At 72.8% G+C, this 15,927-nt stretch carries 15 protein-coding genes; 10 read left to right on the top strand and 5 right to left on the bottom strand.

The window, feature by feature from the left end; genetic code table 11:
- Nucleotides 1-88: 88 nt before the first annotated feature.
- Entirely contained in the window at nt 89-1,138 is a 1,050-nt protein-coding gene (locus ACY0PA_RS24050; RefSeq protein WP_473079763.1) for a hypothetical protein, read from the top strand.
- A 140-nt stretch (nt 1,139-1,278) separates the two neighbouring features.
- Here ACY0PA_RS24050 and ACY0PA_RS24055 read toward each other — a convergent pair whose 3' ends face one another.
- Nucleotides 1,279-2,625 (bottom strand): PH domain-containing protein, encoded by a 1,347-nt coding sequence (locus ACY0PA_RS24055; RefSeq protein WP_473079764.1) that lies wholly within the window; start codon nt 2,623-2,625, stop codon nt 1,279-1,281.
- Entirely contained in the window at nt 2,622-3,134 is a 513-nt protein-coding gene (locus ACY0PA_RS24060; protein WP_473079765.1) for a PH domain-containing protein, read from the bottom strand. Before ACY0PA_RS24060 ends, ACY0PA_RS24055 begins: the two co-directional genes overlap by 4 nt.
- Before the next feature lie 31 nt (nt 3,135-3,165).
- Between ACY0PA_RS24060 and ACY0PA_RS24065 the strand changes: the two genes are divergently transcribed.
- Nucleotides 3,166-4,317 carry an NADH-quinone oxidoreductase subunit D gene (locus tag ACY0PA_RS24065; RefSeq protein ID WP_473079766.1) on the top strand — a complete coding sequence of 384 codons (1,152 nt, stop codon included), beginning with the start codon at nt 3,166-3,168 and terminating at the stop codon, nt 4,315-4,317.
- Here the strand turns inward: ACY0PA_RS24065 and ACY0PA_RS24070 are convergent.
- Entirely contained in the window at nt 4,282-5,307 is a 1,026-nt protein-coding gene (locus ACY0PA_RS24070) for an SAM-dependent methyltransferase (protein ID WP_473079767.1), read from the bottom strand. The genes ACY0PA_RS24065 and ACY0PA_RS24070 overlap by 36 nt on opposite strands.
- 118 nt (nt 5,308-5,425) lie before the next feature.
- Here ACY0PA_RS24070 and ACY0PA_RS24075 point away from each other — a divergent pair, with 118 nt between their 5' ends.
- Both ACY0PA_RS24075 and ACY0PA_RS24080 read left to right on the top strand, forming a co-directional pair.
- Nucleotides 5,426-6,628: a sensor histidine kinase gene (locus ACY0PA_RS24075; protein WP_473079768.1), complete on the top strand. Its 1,203-nt coding sequence runs from the start codon at nt 5,426-5,428 to the stop codon at nt 6,626-6,628.
- A gap of 54 nt (nt 6,629-6,682) precedes the next feature.
- Complete coding sequence (locus tag ACY0PA_RS24080; protein WP_473079769.1) at nt 6,683-7,357, top strand: response regulator; 675 nt, start codon at nt 6,683-6,685, stop codon at nt 7,355-7,357.
- A gap of 62 nt (nt 7,358-7,419) precedes the next feature.
- On the opposite strand, the gene ACY0PA_RS24085 is transcribed toward ACY0PA_RS24080, so the two are convergent.
- Entirely contained in the window at nt 7,420-8,526 is a 1,107-nt protein-coding gene (locus tag ACY0PA_RS24085) for a DUF5937 family protein (RefSeq protein WP_473079770.1), read from the bottom strand.
- A 232-nt stretch (nt 8,527-8,758) separates the two neighbouring features.
- On the opposite strand from ACY0PA_RS24085, the gene ACY0PA_RS24090 reads away from it, so the two are divergent.
- Nucleotides 8,759-8,977 (top strand): hypothetical protein, encoded by a 219-nt coding sequence (locus ACY0PA_RS24090; protein WP_473079771.1) that lies wholly within the window; start codon nt 8,759-8,761, stop codon nt 8,975-8,977.
- Between the two features lie 40 nt (nt 8,978-9,017).
- Here the strand turns inward: ACY0PA_RS24090 and ACY0PA_RS24095 are convergent, their stop codons facing one another.
- Nucleotides 9,018-10,208: a threonine aldolase family protein gene (locus ACY0PA_RS24095; RefSeq protein ID WP_473079772.1), complete on the bottom strand. Its 1,191-nt coding sequence runs from the start codon at nt 10,206-10,208 to the stop codon at nt 9,018-9,020.
- 134 nt (nt 10,209-10,342) lie between these two features.
- On the opposite strand from ACY0PA_RS24095, the gene ACY0PA_RS24100 reads away from it, so the two are divergent.
- The 5 genes from ACY0PA_RS24100 to ACY0PA_RS24120 are packed head-to-tail and all read left to right on the top strand — an operon-like array spanning nt 10,343 to nt 15,795.
- Nucleotides 10,343-11,272 carry a Rossmann-like and DUF2520 domain-containing protein gene (locus tag ACY0PA_RS24100; RefSeq protein WP_473079773.1) on the top strand — a complete coding sequence of 310 codons (930 nt, stop codon included), beginning with the start codon at nt 10,343-10,345 and terminating at the stop codon, nt 11,270-11,272.
- The gene (gene panC / locus ACY0PA_RS24105; RefSeq protein ID WP_473079774.1) at nt 11,269-12,258 is read left to right on the top strand and encodes a pantoate--beta-alanine ligase; all 990 of its coding nucleotides are present in this window, start codon (nt 11,269-11,271) and stop codon (nt 12,256-12,258) included. Before ACY0PA_RS24100 ends, panC begins: the two co-directional genes overlap by 4 nt.
- Nucleotides 12,255-14,009, top strand: coding sequence for an L-aspartate oxidase (locus ACY0PA_RS24110; RefSeq protein ID WP_473079775.1), 1,755 nt, complete (start codon nt 12,255-12,257; stop codon nt 14,007-14,009). Before panC ends, ACY0PA_RS24110 begins: the two co-directional genes overlap by 4 nt.
- A gap of 5 nt (nt 14,010-14,014) precedes the next feature.
- Complete coding sequence (nadC, locus tag ACY0PA_RS24115; RefSeq protein WP_473079776.1) at nt 14,015-14,992, top strand: carboxylating nicotinate-nucleotide diphosphorylase; 978 nt, start codon at nt 14,015-14,017, stop codon at nt 14,990-14,992.
- A 5-nt stretch (nt 14,993-14,997) separates the two neighbouring features.
- Nucleotides 14,998-15,795, top strand: coding sequence for a type III pantothenate kinase (locus tag ACY0PA_RS24120; RefSeq protein ID WP_100597731.1), 798 nt, complete (start codon nt 14,998-15,000; stop codon nt 15,793-15,795).
- The last annotated feature ends 132 nt before the right edge of the window (nt 15,796-15,927 follow it).

The raw sequence follows: 15,927 nt of genomic DNA on the forward strand, positions 1-15,927 counted from the left end.
GGGGTGAAGGGGAGTGGCGGGACAGAAGACCACGGGATTTTGGCTGCCGGGGCACCACGATTCGCCTACGCGCGGTAAGTTTCTGGCCATGCCACGTGGACGTCACCGCCATTCCCCACCCCTGCACAGGCTGCTTCCCCCCTCGGCGATCGCAGGCGTCCCGCTCGTCTGCGCGGCCGGCGCCTGGCTGACCGCGGAGCCCCTCGTGCTGCGCGGCCTGGCCGGTGCCGCCGCCTGCGCCGCCGTGGTGGGCGCGGTCGTCATGCGCCGCTGGGACCGGCTCGCGGGCAAGCGCGTCGCCGATCTGAACCGGTCGCGGGCGAGCGACGAGTGGCACCACGACGAGCGGGTCGCCGAACTCGAGACCGACCTCGAGGAGTCGCGTGAGCTGCGCTTCAAGATGGAGGCGAAGCTGCGCGCCAAGCGCACGGAGCTGGCGGCCCTGCGCAACGAGCACGCGGCTCTGCTGCGGCGCTACGCGACCGCGGAGACGGAGCGGGCCACCGCCCTGGAGGGTCGCAGGCAGCTCGCGATAGAGGCCTCGGCCCCGGCGCGTGCGCTGCCCGCGGCCGCCTCCCCGGCACCCGCCGCAGAGCTGGTCCCGGCGCAGCGCGCCACGTCGGCCGGCGCACCGGTGACGTCCCCGGTGCTCTATCTGCGGGCCAACGCCGCGCTCGACCGCATGGCGCGCGCCGCGAACCCCCCGCGGGGCGAAGGCCCGAAGGCCGAGGCTCCCGAGGGCGGTGAGCCGCAGGGGAAGCCCGAGGCGGCCCGCGCACAGGAGCACGAGCACGTGGCCGCCCTGCCGTCCGGCGTCTCCGGTCACTTCACCGTCCCGGCCGCTGCGGCGGTCGTGCCGCCCGCGGCGGTGCGGCGGCCCCTGGTCGAGGGCGGATTCGACTTCTTCGGCACGAAGGGCGTGGCGCCCGCGGCCCTGGAGGCCGTGCAGAACACGGACCTCGCGGACGTCGTCGGCGAGGAGGCGCTAGCGCTCCACAAGGCGGACACGGAGGCCGAGTTCAAGCAGGCCGACGCCACGGCCACGGGCGAGGGCGTCAGCCAGGTCATCGACCTGACCGCGCACGACGAGACGGAACAGATCGACGTGGCGGAGCTGCGATCGGCGATGCGGGCGTAAGTTCCGGCGGCGGGGACGTGGTTCCGGCGGCGGAGACGTCAGCACGTACGACCGACGTAATGGGGCGGGCCTCGGTGTGTCACACACCGAGGCCCGCCCCATCGTCATGCCGTCGCCCTCACGAGGCCATCCAGTCGCCCTCACGAAGCCATCCAGCGGTCCGGCCGTGCCACCTTCCGTCCCGTGCGTGAGCGGTCGGCCTGGGAGCGCAGGAGTTCCGCCGCCTCCCCGGCGTCCCGCAGCCGGGCCGTCACCGTCTTGTCGGCGCCCGTGTCCACATGGACGTCGGCCACGCCCCACAACCGCTCCCAGGGCCCTTGTGTGAGCCGCACACTCTGCACCTTCGCGTGCGGCACCAGCGCGAGCCGCCGCCGCACCAGTCCGTGCCGGGACGCGAACACGGCGTCGGTCGTCGCGAGCCCGTTGCCCCGCCACCACACGGGCATGCACCACGCCGAGCGCTTCAGCGGCCGGATGAACGCCTGCGCACCGGGCACCGTCACCCCCGGAAGCACCCGCTCCACCACGCCCTGGGCGACCTCGCGCGGCGCGACCGGCACGAGCACGGAGTTCGACGAGCCGGCCACGGCCAGTTCCACGCGCACCCAGCCGCGCCGCCGCCACAGCAGCGGCTCCACGATCCGAACGGTCTGCACCCGCCCCGGTGGCACCGTCTCGTGGTCGCGGTCGAGGAGACCGTGGTCGATGCGCAGGCCGTCCGGCGACTCGCCCACCGTCCAGTCGTACTCCTTGATGAAGCGGCCCACGCTGTTCGTGCCCGCGCCGCCCACGAGCGGGATGGCCACCGCGAGCACCGTCCACAGGTTGTGGGTGGCGAACCACAGCAGGGTCGGCACGACGAACGCGGCGAGCAGCATCGCCCAGGGCCCGCCGGTGAGCAGGAGCGCGACGGCGAGCATGCGGGGCGGCACGTGCAGGATCTGCTCGGCCGGTGCCTCGCCGACGTCCCGCACGGTCTCGGGCGCGAACCCGGCGGCGCGGGCGAGCAGTTCGGCGCGCAGTTCGCGGGCCTCCCGCTCGCCGAGATAGGCGAGTTCGTCCTTCTTGTCCGTTCCGACGACGTCCAGTTTGAGCTTGGCGACGCCCACGAAGCGGGCGAGCAGCGGCTGGGTGACGTCCACGGCCTGGATCCGGTCGAGCCGGATGTGGGCGGTGCGCCTGAACAACAGGCCCGTACGGATGCGCAGTTCGGTGTCCGTGACGGAGAAGTGCGTGAACCACCAGGTCAGGAACCCGTAGAGAGCGGCGGCCGGTATCAGTACGGCGACGCCGATGAGGAGGGTGGTCGCGGTGAGCTGGGCGAGCCGGCGCTGCGCCTCGTTCAGGTCGTGGACCGCCCAGCCGAGGACGATCGCGACGGGTGCCCAGGCGCGGCGCAGCGGGGTGACCGGGTGCAGGCGCCGCTCCGGCGCCCCGGCGGTCACGGCCTGGTCCCGTACGCCCTCGTGGACGTCCGGGGCCGTCACAGCCCCGCCGATCGGGCCTCGCCGAGTTCGGTGAGCCGGTCGCGCAGGCGCTCGGCCTCGGCGGGCGTCAGGCCGGGAATCGTGGCGTCGGTCGCCGCGGCCGCCGTGTGCAGCTGCAGGCTCGCGAGCCCGAACTTCCGCTCGAGCGGCCCGGACGTGACCTCGACGAGTTGCATGCGCCCGTACGGCACGATCGTTTCCTCACGCCACAGGACGCCCCGGCTGATCAGCAGGTCGTCGGCGCGCTCGGCGTAGCGCCACGAACGCCAGTTGCGCCCGAGCATCGGCCATCCCCACAGCAGCCCGGCGAGCGGCAGCAGCGCGAACGCCGCCCACCCGCCGCCGGCGAACACCCCGAGCAGCACCCCCACCGCCACCGTCAGCGGCACCAGCCACAGCACGAGCAGCAGCCTGCGTACCTTCAGCAGCCCCCTGGGAAGCCCGGTCCACACCGGCTCCGCCCCGGATCCCGCCTTCGGAACCGCCGTCCCCTCAGTCCCCGTTTCCATGCACCCACCCTACGTACGAGACACTGTTCCCATGACGCCCACGACGGAGACGACGGTCGGCATCGGCGGCGCCGCCGAGACCACCGACATGGTGCTCAACATCGGCCCGCAGCACCCGTCCACGCACGGGGTGCTGCGCCTGCGCCTCGTCCTCGACGGCGAGCGCATCCAGCAGGCCGAGCCGGTCATCGGCTATATGCACCGCGGCGCGGAGAAGCTCTTCGAGGCCCGCGACTACCGGCAGATCGTGATGCTGGCCAACCGCCACGACTGGCTCTCCGCCTTCTCGAGCGAACTCGGGGTGGTCCTCGCCGTCGAGCGGATGCTCGGCATGGAGGTCCCTGAGCGCGCGGTGTGGCTGCGCACCCTGCTCGCGGAGCTGAACCGGGTCCTCAACCACCTGATGTTCCTTGGTTCGTACCCACTCGAACTGGGTGGAATCACCCCGGTGTTCTATGCCTTCCGGGAGCGCGAGGAACTCCAGGGCGTCATGGAGGAGATGTCCGGCGGCCGCATGCACTACATGTTCAACCGCGTCGGCGGCCTCAAGGAGGACGTGCCGGCTGGCTGGACCACCCGCGCGCGTGAGTCGGTCGCCTCGGTGCGCTCGCGCATGGACGTGTACGACGACCTGGTCCTCGGCAACGAGATCTTCCGCGGCCGCACGCGCGACGTGGGCGTGCTGTCCCCGGACGCGGTGCACTCCTACGGAGTGAGCGGTCCGATCGCCCGCGCCTCCGGCGTCGACTTCGACCTGCGCCGCGACGAGCCGTACCTCGCGTACGGGGAGCTCCAGGACACCCTGAAGGTCGTCACGCGCCGCGAGGGCGACTGCCTGGCCCGCTTCGAGGTGCTCCTGGAGCAGACCCACAACGCCCTGGACCTCGCCGACGCCTGCCTGGACCGGCTCGCCGAGCTGCCGCCCGGCCCCGTCAACCAGCGCCTCCCGAAGGTGCTCAAGGCGCCCGAGGGCCACACCTACGCGTGGACCGAGAACCCGCTGGGGATCAACGGCTACTACCTGGTCAGCAAGGGCGAGAAGACGCCGTACCGGCTCAAGCTGCGGTCCGCCTCCTACAACAACATCCAGGCGCTCACCGAGCTGCTGCCCGGCACGCTCGTCTCGGACATGGTGGCGATCCTCGGGTCACTGTTCTTCGTCGTCGGCGACATCGACAAGTAGCAGGTCCCGCGCCCGTACGCCCACCGGCTGCACCAGCCACCCGAAGTCGCCGAGCCCGCCCGCAGCGGTCAGCTCGGCGGCCTCGCCGGCTCCGGAGAGGGCCCGCACATAGGCCGTCGGATCGCTGGAGGCGAGCGACAGCGGCGGACGGCCGCCGCTCACCCCGAGGGCGTGCAGGGCCGCGCGCTGCGTGAGGAGCAGGGCGCCCGGAAGCGCGCACGCGTCGAGCGCCACATGGGCCGTGATGTCGCACGAGCCGTCCGGCACCGGCGGGGTCTCACGGCCCTCACGGAAGCCCGTGAGCGTCCCGAAGGGCGGCCGGGCCTCCCGGGAGTGCGCATAGTCGACGGCGACCGCCGTGCCGCGCTCCAGCGTCCCCGTGGCAGCGGCCCAGGCGGTGTCCCTGGAGAGGCCGATCTCCGCGCGGAGCCCCGGTTCTCCGGCGAGCGGCCACCACCGTGCCAGCCAGTCCGCCTCCGGACCGTCGCCGATGGGCTCCCCGAGCTCCTCGGTCCCGTCCTGGTGTACGAGGACGTGGCGCGGCTCTCCGCAGGCGTCGGCCTCGACGACGTCCAGGGGGACGTTGTCGAGCCACTCGTTCGCGAAGAGGAGTCCGGTGACCCCCTTCGGGGGGTGTGCGCACCACTCGATGCGGTGGTCGAGGCCGGCGGGACGCTCCGCCCGCTCCACCGCGTACGCGCGCGTGCGGGCCGCCACGTCGGCGGGCAGCGCCCCCAGGACGCCCGTCACCAGCTCGCCGCGGCCCGCGCCCATGTCGACGAAGGCGAGCTCCGGCGGGGCCCCGAGCGCCTCGTCCACCCGGCACAGAAGCCGCGCGACGGCCCCGGCGAACAACGGCGACGCATGCACCGAAGTGCGGAAATGCCCCGCGGGTCCCTCGGTCCTGCGATAGAAGCCGCAGGGCCCGTACAGCGCCTCCTCCGTCGCCTCGCGCCACCCACGCCCCGCACCCCACTGCTCGTTCCTCACGCCGAAAGGCTAAGCGGAGGGGAGGGGGCGGCCTCCACCTTGGGGAGTACGCCGGTGGCACTCGGATCGAACCTCCGGTTGACCCCTGCACACTGCACGCTTCTTTACGCTGGGTTACGTGCAGCGCTTCTACGACTTCTTCCGCCGACACCCGACGTGGGTCGACAGCTTCTGGGCCGTCGTCCTCCTCGGGGTCTCCGGCATGAGTCTGGTCGCGGGGCAGCAGGACATGCAGGGCGACGCCCGCCTCCTGGGCATCCCCGTCGTCCTGGCGCTGAGCCTGGCCGTCGCCCTGCGCAGGCGTGTTCCCGAGCGGATGCTGATCCTCATCGCTGTCGTGGGCGTCTTCCAGCTCGTCGCGAACGTCCGCGTGCAGCCGGCCGACTTCGCCATGCTGGTGGTCATCTACACCGTGGCGGCGGACAGCCCGCGCTGGGCGTCCAGATTCGCGCTCGTCGGAGGCCTGTGCGCGGCGCCTCTCTCGCAGTTGCGCTGGCCGATGCACGAGACGAGCAGCGCGGGCAACGTGCTGATCACGGTCTTCCAGATGGTGCCGTTCGCCCTCGCCTGGGTGCTCGGTGACTCCGTCCGCACGCGACGCGCCTACCTGGCGCAGCTGGAGGAGCGCGCCGCCCGTCTGGAGACCGAGCGCGAGGCCCAGTCGAAGGTCGCGGTCGCCGCCGAGCGGGCCCGGATCGCACGCGAACTGCACGACGTCGTCGCGCACAACGTGTCGGTGATGGTGGTGCAGGCGGACGGCGCCGCGTACGTCATGGACACGGCTCCCGAGCAGGCCAGGAAGGCCCTGGAGACGATCTCCGGGACCGGCCGGCAGGCGCTCGCCGAGATGCGGCGCCTCCTCGGAGTGCTGCGCACCGGTGAGCACCAGGAGAGCAGCGAGTACGTGCCGCAGCCCGACGTCGAGCAGCTCGACGAGCTGATAGAGCAGGTGCGCACCGCGGGCCTGCCCGTCGACTTCAAGGTCGAGGGCACCCCGCGCCCCCTGCCCAGCGGCGTGGAACTGACCGCGTACCGCATCGTGCAGGAGGCGCTCACCAACACCCGTAAGCACGGCGGCGCGAACGCGGGCGCGAGCGTCCGGCTCGTCTACTTCGACGACGGCCTCGGCCTGCTCGTCGAGGACGACGGCAAGGGCGCCCCGCACGAGCTGTACGAGGACGGGGGCGCCGACGGCCGCGGGCACGGGCTCATCGGCATGCGGGAGCGCGTCGGTATGGTCGGCGGGACGCTCGACGCGGGACCGCGCCCCGGCGGCGGATTCCGGATCAGCGCGCTGCTGCCGCTCAAGCCCGCCCACTGACGCCGCACACGTACCGAACCCGACCCCGTACACGTACCGAAAGGGACTCCCCTCATGGCGATCCGCGTGATGCTCGTCGACGACCAGGTGCTGCTGCGCACCGGTTTCCGGATGGTGCTCGCCGCCCAGCCGGACATGGAGGTCGTCGCCGAGGCGGGCGACGGGGTCGAGGCCCTTGAGGTGCTGCGCGGCACGGCGGTCGATGTGGTCCTGATGGACGTCCGCATGCCGAAGCTGGACGGCGTGGAGACGACCCGGCGGATCTGCATGGAGGACAGCCCGCCGAAGGTGCTCATCCTGACGACGTTCGACCTCGACGAGTACGCCTTCTCGGGGCTGAAGGCCGGGGCGTCGGGGTTCATGCTCAAGGACGTGCCGCCCGGCGAGCTGCTCGCCGCGATCCGGGCCGTGCACAGCGGCGACGCGGTGGTCGCGCCGTCGACGACGCGGCGGCTGCTCGACCGCTTCGCGCCGATGCTGCCCAGCTCCGGGAAGGAGCCGCAGCTCGCCGAGCTCGGCCGGCTGACCGAGCGCGAGCGCGAGGTCATGATCCTCGTCGCGCAGGGCCTGTCGAACGGCGAGATCGCCGCCCGGCTCGTTCTGTCGGAGGCGACGGTGAAGACGCACGTGGGGCGCATCCTCACCAAGCTGAACCTGCGCGACCGCGTCCAGGTCGTCGTACTCGCCTACGAGACGGGGCTCGTACGGGCCGGCGGCGGGGCAGCCTGACGGCCCATGCGGGTCGGGCCTGATCCAAACGAAAGGCCCTGGGGGTACACCCCCCCCACCCCCTAGCGCAGTACGCCCTCGATGAAGTCGCTGCCCAGGCGGGCGACAGCCGTCAGATCCAGCTGGTGCTGGACGTAGCGGCCCCGGCGGCGCGTGGTGATCAGGCCCGCCTTCTTGAGCACGGTCAGGTGCCGGGATATCTCCGGCGCCGTCATCCCGTGCGCGTCGGAGAGCTCGCTCGTCGTGTACGCGCCGCGGGCGAGGTGGCGGCACAGGCGCATGCGTACGGGATGCGCGAGGGCCGTCATCCGGCGCGTGAGCTGCTCGACGGTGGCGGGTGTGGTGAGGCCGGGTGAGCCGACGGGATACGTGATCGCGGGCTGCCATCCGAAGCGGTGCAGCACCATGAGGTGCGGCCAGCCGAGGCTGGTCGGCACGAGAACGAGGCCGCCGTCCTCCGTGGTCGTACGGCCCACGGTGATCTTGTCGACCGTGATCAGGTTCGCCGGCTCGTCGAGCGTGACGACGGACGACACCGCCGTCAGCGCCTCGGCCAGGCCCTTGCGCCTCAGGAGCTCGGTCTTGTGCCGCGCGTCGGCGGCCAGCTGGTGGTGGATGCGGGCCCAGATGTCTGCGAAGAACGCCTCCTCGCAGTCCTCCACGAGCCTTCGGAACCAGGCGCGCACCGCGGGCGGGTCGTCCAGGAGCCGCTGGGTGAACTGGACCTGGGGCAGGCCGCGCGTGGCCGCGAGGTCCAGGGCGCGGCGGTGCATGTCCGGGTCGTCCAGCGGGTTGGCCTCGCGCAGCGCGTAGCTGTTCTGGCAGGTGAACTCCAGTGCCGCGTCCACGAACTGACGGTCGGTCAGCTTGTCGAGGAGGTCGAGCTCCTTGGCGAGGGTGGCGCCGGGCAGGGCGGCCCGGCCCGGGATCCCGGCGAACGGCGCGAACACGTCCGAGAACGTCGTCCGCCACAGGAAGTCCGCCTCGCACAGCCGGTCCGCGAGGCCGGGGTCGAGGCGCGCGGACACCGCCGTCGTCCAGCCCTGGAGCCCCGGGTGGTGCGCAGGCTCGGCCAGCGCGTGCAGTGCCATGCCCAGCTCGGACAGGGGCGAGGGCACGACGCTGATCCGCTCCGGGGTCAGCCCGCTGATGTCGATGCTCACGCTCATGAACCCATGGTGCACGCAGGGTCCGACAACCGAGTTCTCGATTGACGTCTCCCGTCAATCGACGTGACCGGGCGGGGCCGCCAGGCGGAGTCTTCCTTAGGTCGGACCGAAGCGGCAAAGCGCAATGAATGTCAGGCAGAGCCAATAAAGCCCTGCAAAACAAATAAAGCTCTCTGGACAGCCGCATTCCTGGTCATGACGTGACAATGAGAAGACCAGTGAGGGGTACGTCATGAGCGTCAATCAGCAGTACGCACTGGATGTCTACCGCGCCTCCCTGCACGGGGAGCCCGCCCCGCCGGCGCCGGGCCTCCACGACTGGGGCGCCATCCGCGAGGTGCGCGACTACCGCCGCTTCCGCGCGGTCATCGCCGGCCGCCCGGCACACGGCCGGATCCGGGCGGCCCTGGCCCGCCTGATCCACCCGCAGCGCCGCGCGGCGGGCTGCTGACCCGGCCGACCTCTGACGGACGCAGGCAGGGCGGCGCCGCTCAGGCGTCCCCGTCGGCGGTCTCCGGGGGGATCCGTGCCACGAAGTCCGCGACGGCCGCGCGGACGTCGTCGGCGGTCCATTCGAGCCCCCGCGCGGAGACCGTGACCTCGGTGACCGAAAGCCCCGGGGGACCCTGCTCCCACCAGCGCCGGAACAGCGACGTCCGGGTCTGTTCGGCCTGCGTCACCGACGCCTCGTCGAGCCGTTCCGAGGCGTACGGCAGCCAGAGGTGGAACTCGTGCGTATGCGGTACCTCGGGGTGCACCCGCACCCACGGCACCCCGGCCTCGGCGAACCCTTCGCGCAGTGCCTCGGCGACCACGCGCGCGTGGGCCACGTAGTCGGGCACGCGCGGCAGCTCCCGCTCCAGGCCGACCAGGGCCGAGAGCACCGCGGGGAACTGCTGGAAGAGCTGGCCGCCGTAGCGGTGCCGCCAGGTCTTCGCCTCTTCGACGAACGACCGGGGCCCGGCGAGCGCCGCTCCGCTGAGGCCGCCGAGGGTCTTGTAGAACGACACGTACACGCTGTCGGCGAGATCGGCGATCTCGGCCAGGGAGCGTCCGAAGTGAGTGGTGCACTCCCACAGGCGCGCGCCGTCGAAGTGCACGACGGCGTCCCGTTCCCTGGCCGCCTCGGTGACGGCGACCAGCTCCTCCCAGGTGGGCAGGACATAACCGGCGTCCCGGAGCGGCAGTTCGAGCATCAGCGCGCCGAAGGGCTCGGCGAAGTCGCGCACCTCGTCGGCGTTCGGCAGCCGCGGCTCGCTCGTCGGGTGGACGGTGCGCAGGCCGCTCAGGGCGCCGAAGGCACCGCGCTCGTGCCGCTCGGGGTGTGCCATCGGGTGCAGGGCGACCGTCGGGTTGCCCGTACGGCCCGCCCAGCAGCGCAGCGCGACCTGCTGCGCCATCGTGCCGGTGGGGAAGTAGGCCGCCGCCTCTGTGCCGAGGAGTCCCGCGACGCGCTCCTCCAGGTCGGCGACGATGCCGTCGCCGTACAGATCGCTGGTCTGGCCCGGGTCGGCGACCGACCACGCGGCCTCCGTGAGGGCCGTCAGGCGCTCACCGATGGTGGCGTCGAGGCCGTGCACGCCCAGGATCCGCTCCGCGCCCCGCACAGCCGCGGCGCGGCGGGCCCGCGCCTTCGTCGCGTCGTCCTCTGCGGTGTTCTCCCGCTCTTCGCTCTCCGTCATCCACCGATGATGTCGTACGCGCGTGCGGTTGCCCACAGCCTGTGTGCGGGCCGGAGCCCGCGGAGCAGATCGCGTTAACATGACGAGAAATCGTCCGGTACCCCGAGCGGACTGGAACGGAAGGCCGTCGTCCTGTGAACGCACCTCCTCGACCCGAACCCACCGACCCCAGGGACCGCCCCGCCCGGCTGACCGTCGGAGTGGTCGGCGCGGGCCGTGTCGGCCCCGCCCTCGCGGCCTCTCTGGCCCTCGCGGGACACCGCCCGGTCGCCGTCTCCGCGGTCTCCGAGGGATCCGTGCGCCGGGCCGCCCTCATGCTGCCCGACGTCCCCGTCGTGACGCCCGCCGAGGTCCTCGCGCGCGCCGAACTCGTACTCCTCACGGTGCCCGACGACGCGCTGCCCGGCCTCGTGGAAGGGCTCGTCGAGACCGGTTCCGTACGCCCGGGACAGCTGATCGTGCACACCTCGGGGCGCTACGGCACCAAGGTGCTCGACCCCGCGCTGCGGGCCGGTGCCCTGCCGCTCGCGCTGCACCCCGCGATGACGTTCACCGGCACCCCCGTAGACGTACAGCGGCTGGCCGGCTGCTCCTTCGGCGTGACCGCGCCCGAGGAGCTGCGGCTCGCGGCAGAGGCGCTCGTCATCGAGATGGGCGGGGAGCCCGAGTGGATCCGTGAGGAGTCGCGCCCGCTGTACCACGCGGCGCTCGCCCTCGGCGCGAATCACCTGGTCACGCTGGTCGCCGAGTCCATGGAACTGCTGCGGGCCGCGGGCGTCGAAGCCCCTGACCGGATGCTCGGCCCGCTGCTCGGCGCGGCCCTCGACAACGCCCTCAGGTCCGGTGACGCCGCGCTCACCGGGCCCGTCGCGCGCGGGGACGCGGGCACGGTCGCCGCCCATGTCGCCGAGCTGCGCGAGCACGCGCCCCAGACCGTCGCCGGGTATCTGGCGATGGCCCGCGCCACCGCCGACCGTGCCCTCGCGCACGGCCTGCTCAAGCCCGAACTCGCCGAGGACCTCCTGGGGGTTCTGGCCGACGGTGCCGAGGGAGACCAGCGATGACCACTGTGCTGCACACCGCCGATGAACTCCGCACGCGCGCGCGTGCGGGCCGTCGCGCCGTCGTCATGACCATGGGGGCCCTGCACGACGGCCACGCCGAACTGATCCGCACGGCGCGCTCGATCGCCGGCGCCGACGGCGAAGTGGTGACGACGGTCTTCGTGAACCCGCTCCAGTTCGGCGCGGGCGAGGACCTCGACCGCTATCCGCGCACCCTCGACTCCGACGTCAAGATCGCCGAGCAGGCGGGCGCCGACGTCGTGTTCGCGCCCTCCGTGGACGAGGTCTACCCCGGCGGCGAGCCCCAGGTCCGCGTCAGCGCGGGCCCCATGGGGGAGCGCCTCGAAGGCGCCTCGCGGCCCGGCCACTTCGACGGCATGCTCACTGTCGTCGCCAAGCTGCTCCACCTGACCGCGGCCGACATCGCGCTGTTCGGGCAGAAGGACGCCCAGCAGCTCGCTCTGATCCGCCGCATGGTGCGCGACCTGAACTTCGCCGTGGAGATCGTCGGCGTGCCCACCGTGCGCGAGCACGACGGCCTGGCCCTCTCCAGCCGCAACCGCTACCTCTCCGCCGACGAGCGGCGCACCGCGCTCGCCCTCTCCCAGGCGCTCTTCGCCGGCCGCGACCGGCACGCCGCCCAGGAGGCCCTGCGCGCGCGTGCCCACGAAGCGCCCTCCACGCACGCGCGTGCCGACGCCCTGAACGCGATAGGCGAGGCCCGTGCCGCCGCCGACGCGCACGCCGTCGCGAAGGCCTCGCCCGGCGGCCCCGAAGCCGTCCGCGCCGCGGCCCGCCAGGTCCTCGACGAGGCCGCCCGCGTCCGGCCGCCGCTCACGCTGGACTACCTCGCTCTCGTCGACCCGGCCGACTTCACGGACGTGCAGCGCGGCCACATCGGAGAGGCCGTGCTCGCCGTCGCCGCCAGGGTCGGCTCGACGCGGCTGATCGACAACATCCCCCTGACCTTCGGAGCTCCCGTATGAGTGCCACAGGGACCACAGCCACCGGCACGGCGACCGGCATACGCCTGCACGCGCCCGCGCCCGGCTGGTCCGTCTCCGCCGACGTCGTGGTCGTCGGCTCCGGCGTCGCCGGTCTCACCGCGGCCCTGCGCTGCCAGGCGGCCGGACTGCGGACCGTCGTCGTCACCAAGGCCCGTCTCGACGACGGCTCCACGCGCTGGGCGCAGGGCGGCATCGCCGCGGCGCTCGGCGAGGGCGACACCCCCGAGCAGCACCTCGAAGACACTCTCGTCGCGGGCGTGGGCCTGTGCGACGAGGAGGCGGTCCGCACCCTCGTCACGGAGGGCCCCGACGCCGTACGCCGCCTCATCGCGACCGGCGCCCACTTCGACGAGTCGGAGGACGGCGACCTCGCGCTCACCCGTGAGGGCGGCCACCACCGCCGCCGTATCGCGCACGCGGGCGGCGACGCCACCGGCGCCGAGATCTCCCGCGCCCTCGTCGAGGCGGTTCGCGCGCGGGGCATCAGGACCGTGGAGAACGCCCTGGTCCTCGACCTCCTCACGGACGAGGAGGGCCGCACCGCGGGCGTCTCCCTGCACGTCATGGGAGAGGGCCAGCACGACGGTGTGGGCGCCGCGCTCGCGCCCGCCGTGGTCCTCGCGACCGGCGGCATGGGCCAGGTCTTCTCGGCGACCACGAACCCGCACGTCTCCACCGGCGACGGCGTGGCGCTCGCCCTGCGCGCGGGCGCGGAGGTCTCCGACCTCGAATTCGTGCAGTTCCACCCGACGGTGCTCTTCCTCGGCGCGGACGCGGAGGGCCAGCAGCCCCTGGTCTCCGAGGCCGTACGCGGCGAGGGTGCCCATCTCGTCGACGCCGACGGGGTGCGCTTCATGGTCGGCCAGCACGAACTGGCCGAGCTCGCGCCCCGCGACATCGTCGCCAAGGGCATCACGCGCCGCATGCAGGAGCAGGGCGCCCAGCACATGTACCTGGACGCCCGGCACTTCGGCGCCGACATGTGGGAGAACCGGTTCCCCACGATCCTGGCCGCCTGCCGCGCCCACGGCATCGACCCGGTCACCGAGCCCGTCCCCGTGGCCCCCGCCGCCCACTACGCCTCCGGAGGCGTCCGCACGGACCTCCAGGGCCGCACGACGGTCCCCGGCCTGTACGCGTGCGGAGAGGTCGCCTGCACCGGCGTCCACGGCGCGAACCGGCTCGCCTCCAACTCCCTCCTGGAGGGCCTGGTCTACGCCGAGCGCATCGCGGACGACATCGTCGCGATCCATCGGGAAAACGGCCTCCACGCGCGCGTGCCGGCCCCCGTGCCGCACCCGGAGACCCCGACCCACCCCCTGATGCCGCCCGAGGCACGGTTCGCCATCCAGCGCGTCATGACGCAGGGCGCGGGCGTGCTGCGCTCCGCCGACTCCCTCGCCGAGGCCGCCGCGGGACTCGGCCGCATCCACGCCGAGGCGGCGGGCGCCCTCGCGGAGAACGGCAAGACCGCGGAGCCCGGCGTCGACACCTGGGAGGCCACCAACCTCCTGTGCGTCGCCCGCGTCCTCGTCGCCGCGGCCCGCCGCCGCGCGGAGACCCGCGGCTGCCACTGGCGCGAGGACCACGCCGACCGCGACGACGCACAATGGCGCCGCCACATCGTCGTACGGCTGAATCCCGACCGGACGCTGGCCGCGCACACCACGCCCACCGCAGAATTCCCCCCGACCCGCCCCGAGCGCCGTACACACCAGCAGGAGCAGTGAGAGACGTGAGTACCCCCCCCCTCGCCCAGAGCGGCGGCTGCGGCGACGGCTGCGGCTGCGGCGGAGCCGACGCCGACATGATGGAGTGCGGCCTCGACCCCGCCCTCGCCCAGCTCCTGGCCGACGCGGGGCTCGACCCCGTGGAGGTCGAGGACATCGCGCACATGGCCATCGCCGAAGACCTCGACGTGGCGTCCGGCGGCGTGGACGTCACCACGGTCGCCACCATCCCCGAGGACGCCGTCGCCACCGCTGACTTCACCGCCCGTGAGGACGGCGTCGTGGCGGGCCTGCGCGTCGCCGAGGCCGTGCTCTCCGTGGTCTGCACCGACGAGTTCGAGGTCGAGCGGCACGTGGAGGACGGCGACCGGATCACCGCCGGGCAGAAGCTCCTCAGCGTCACCACCCGCACCCGCGATCTGCTGACCGCCGAGCGCAGCGCCCTCAACATCCTGTGCCGCCTGTCCGGCATCGCGACCGCCACGCGCGCGTGGGCGGACGCGCTGGAGGGGACTACGGCGAAGGTCCGCGACACCCGCAAGACGACGCCCGGCCTGCGCTCCCTGGAGAAGTTCGCCGTCCGCATGGGCAGCGGCGTCAACCACCGGATGTCGCTCTCGGACGCGGCCCTGGTCAAGGACAACCACGTGGTCGCCGCCGGCGGCGTCGCACAGGCCTTCAAGGCCGTACGGGAGTCCTTCCCGGGCCTCGCCGTCGAGGTCGAGGTCGACACCCTGGACCAGTTGCGCGAGGTCGTGGAGGCGGGCGCCGACCTGATCCTCCTGGACAACTTCACGCCGGCCGAGACCCAGGAGGCCGTCGCGATCGTCGCCGGCCGCGCCCTCCTGGAGTCCTCGGGCCGGCTGACCCTGGCGAACGCGCGCGAGTACGCCGCGACGGGCGTCGACTTCCTCGCGGTGGGCGCGCTGACCCACTCGTCACCGATCCTGGACATCGGCCTCGACCTGCGCGCGGCGGAGTAGTCGCCATGCTGCTCACCATCGACGTAGGCAACACGCACACCGTCCTCGGCCTGTTCGACGGGGAGGAGATCGTCGAGCACTGGCGCATCTCCACCGACGCCCGCCGCACCGCCGACGAACTCGCCGTGCTCCTCCAGGGCCTGATGGGCATGCACCCGCTGCTCGGCGACGAGCTCGGCGACGGCATCGACGGCATCGCCATCTGCTCGACCGTCCCCTCGGTCCTGCACGAACTGCGCGAGGTCACCCGCCGCTACTACGGCGACGTCCCCGCCGTCCTGGTCGAACCCGGCATCAAGACCGGCGTCCCGATCCTCATGGACAACCCCAAGGAGGTCGGCGCCGACCGCATCATCAACGCGGTGGCGGCGGTCGAGCTCTACGGGGGGCCCGCCATCGTCGTCGACTTCGGCACGGCGACCACCTTCGACGCGGTCTCCGCGCGCGGGGAGTACGCCGGCGGCGTCATCGCCCCCGGTATCGAGATCTCCGTGGAGGCGCTGGGCGTCAGGGGCGCCCAGCTCCGCAAGATCGAGATCGCCCGTCCGCGCAGCGTCATCGGCAAGAACACCGTCGAGGCCATGCAGTCCGGCATCCTGTACGGCTTCGCGGGCCAGGTCGACGGCGTCGTGACCCGTATGGCGCGCGAACTCGCCGACGACCCGGACGACGTGACCGTCATCGCCACTGGGGGCCTTGCGCCCATGGTGCTCGGGGAGGCCGCGGTGATCGACGAGCACGAGCCGTGGCTCACCCTGATCGGCCTGCGCCTGGTCTACGAGCGGAACGTCTCCCGCTCCTGACGCCCCTTTCGGCGACGCGCCCTTTCGGCGGCGCTCCAACTGCCCCTTCGCGCACGGACTTTCGACAAGGCGTGCGCGAAGGGCGCAACCGTTCGTACGCTTCGCTCGTCTCCGCAGAGACGGGGTACGAGT

Source organism: Streptomyces sp. DS1-CR2, from assembly GCF_055760475.1.

Coding starts and splice junctions, on each gene's coding strand:
- ACY0PA_RS24050 (WP_473079763.1), top strand. CDS start 89: ATGCCACGTGGACGTCACCGCCATTCCCCACCCCTGCACAGGCTGCTT.
- ACY0PA_RS24120 (WP_100597731.1), top strand. CDS start 14,998: ATGCTGCTCACCATCGACGTAGGCAACACGCACACCGTCCTCGGCCTG.
- panC (WP_473079774.1), top strand. CDS start 11,269: ATGACCACTGTGCTGCACACCGCCGATGAACTCCGCACGCGCGCGCGT.
- ACY0PA_RS24090 (WP_473079771.1), top strand. CDS start 8,759: ATGAGCGTCAATCAGCAGTACGCACTGGATGTCTACCGCGCCTCCCTG.
- ACY0PA_RS24060 (WP_473079765.1), bottom strand. CDS start 3,134: ATGGAAACGGGGACTGAGGGGACGGCGGTTCCGAAGGCGGGATCCGGG.
- ACY0PA_RS24065 (WP_473079766.1), top strand. CDS start 3,166: ATGACGCCCACGACGGAGACGACGGTCGGCATCGGCGGCGCCGCCGAG.
- ACY0PA_RS24085 (WP_473079770.1), bottom strand. CDS start 8,526: ATGAGCGTGAGCATCGACATCAGCGGGCTGACCCCGGAGCGGATCAGC.
- ACY0PA_RS24110 (WP_473079775.1), top strand. CDS start 12,255: ATGAGTGCCACAGGGACCACAGCCACCGGCACGGCGACCGGCATACGC.
- ACY0PA_RS24095 (WP_473079772.1), bottom strand. CDS start 10,208: ATGACGGAGAGCGAAGAGCGGGAGAACACCGCAGAGGACGACGCGACG.
- ACY0PA_RS24080 (WP_473079769.1), top strand. CDS start 6,683: ATGGCGATCCGCGTGATGCTCGTCGACGACCAGGTGCTGCTGCGCACC.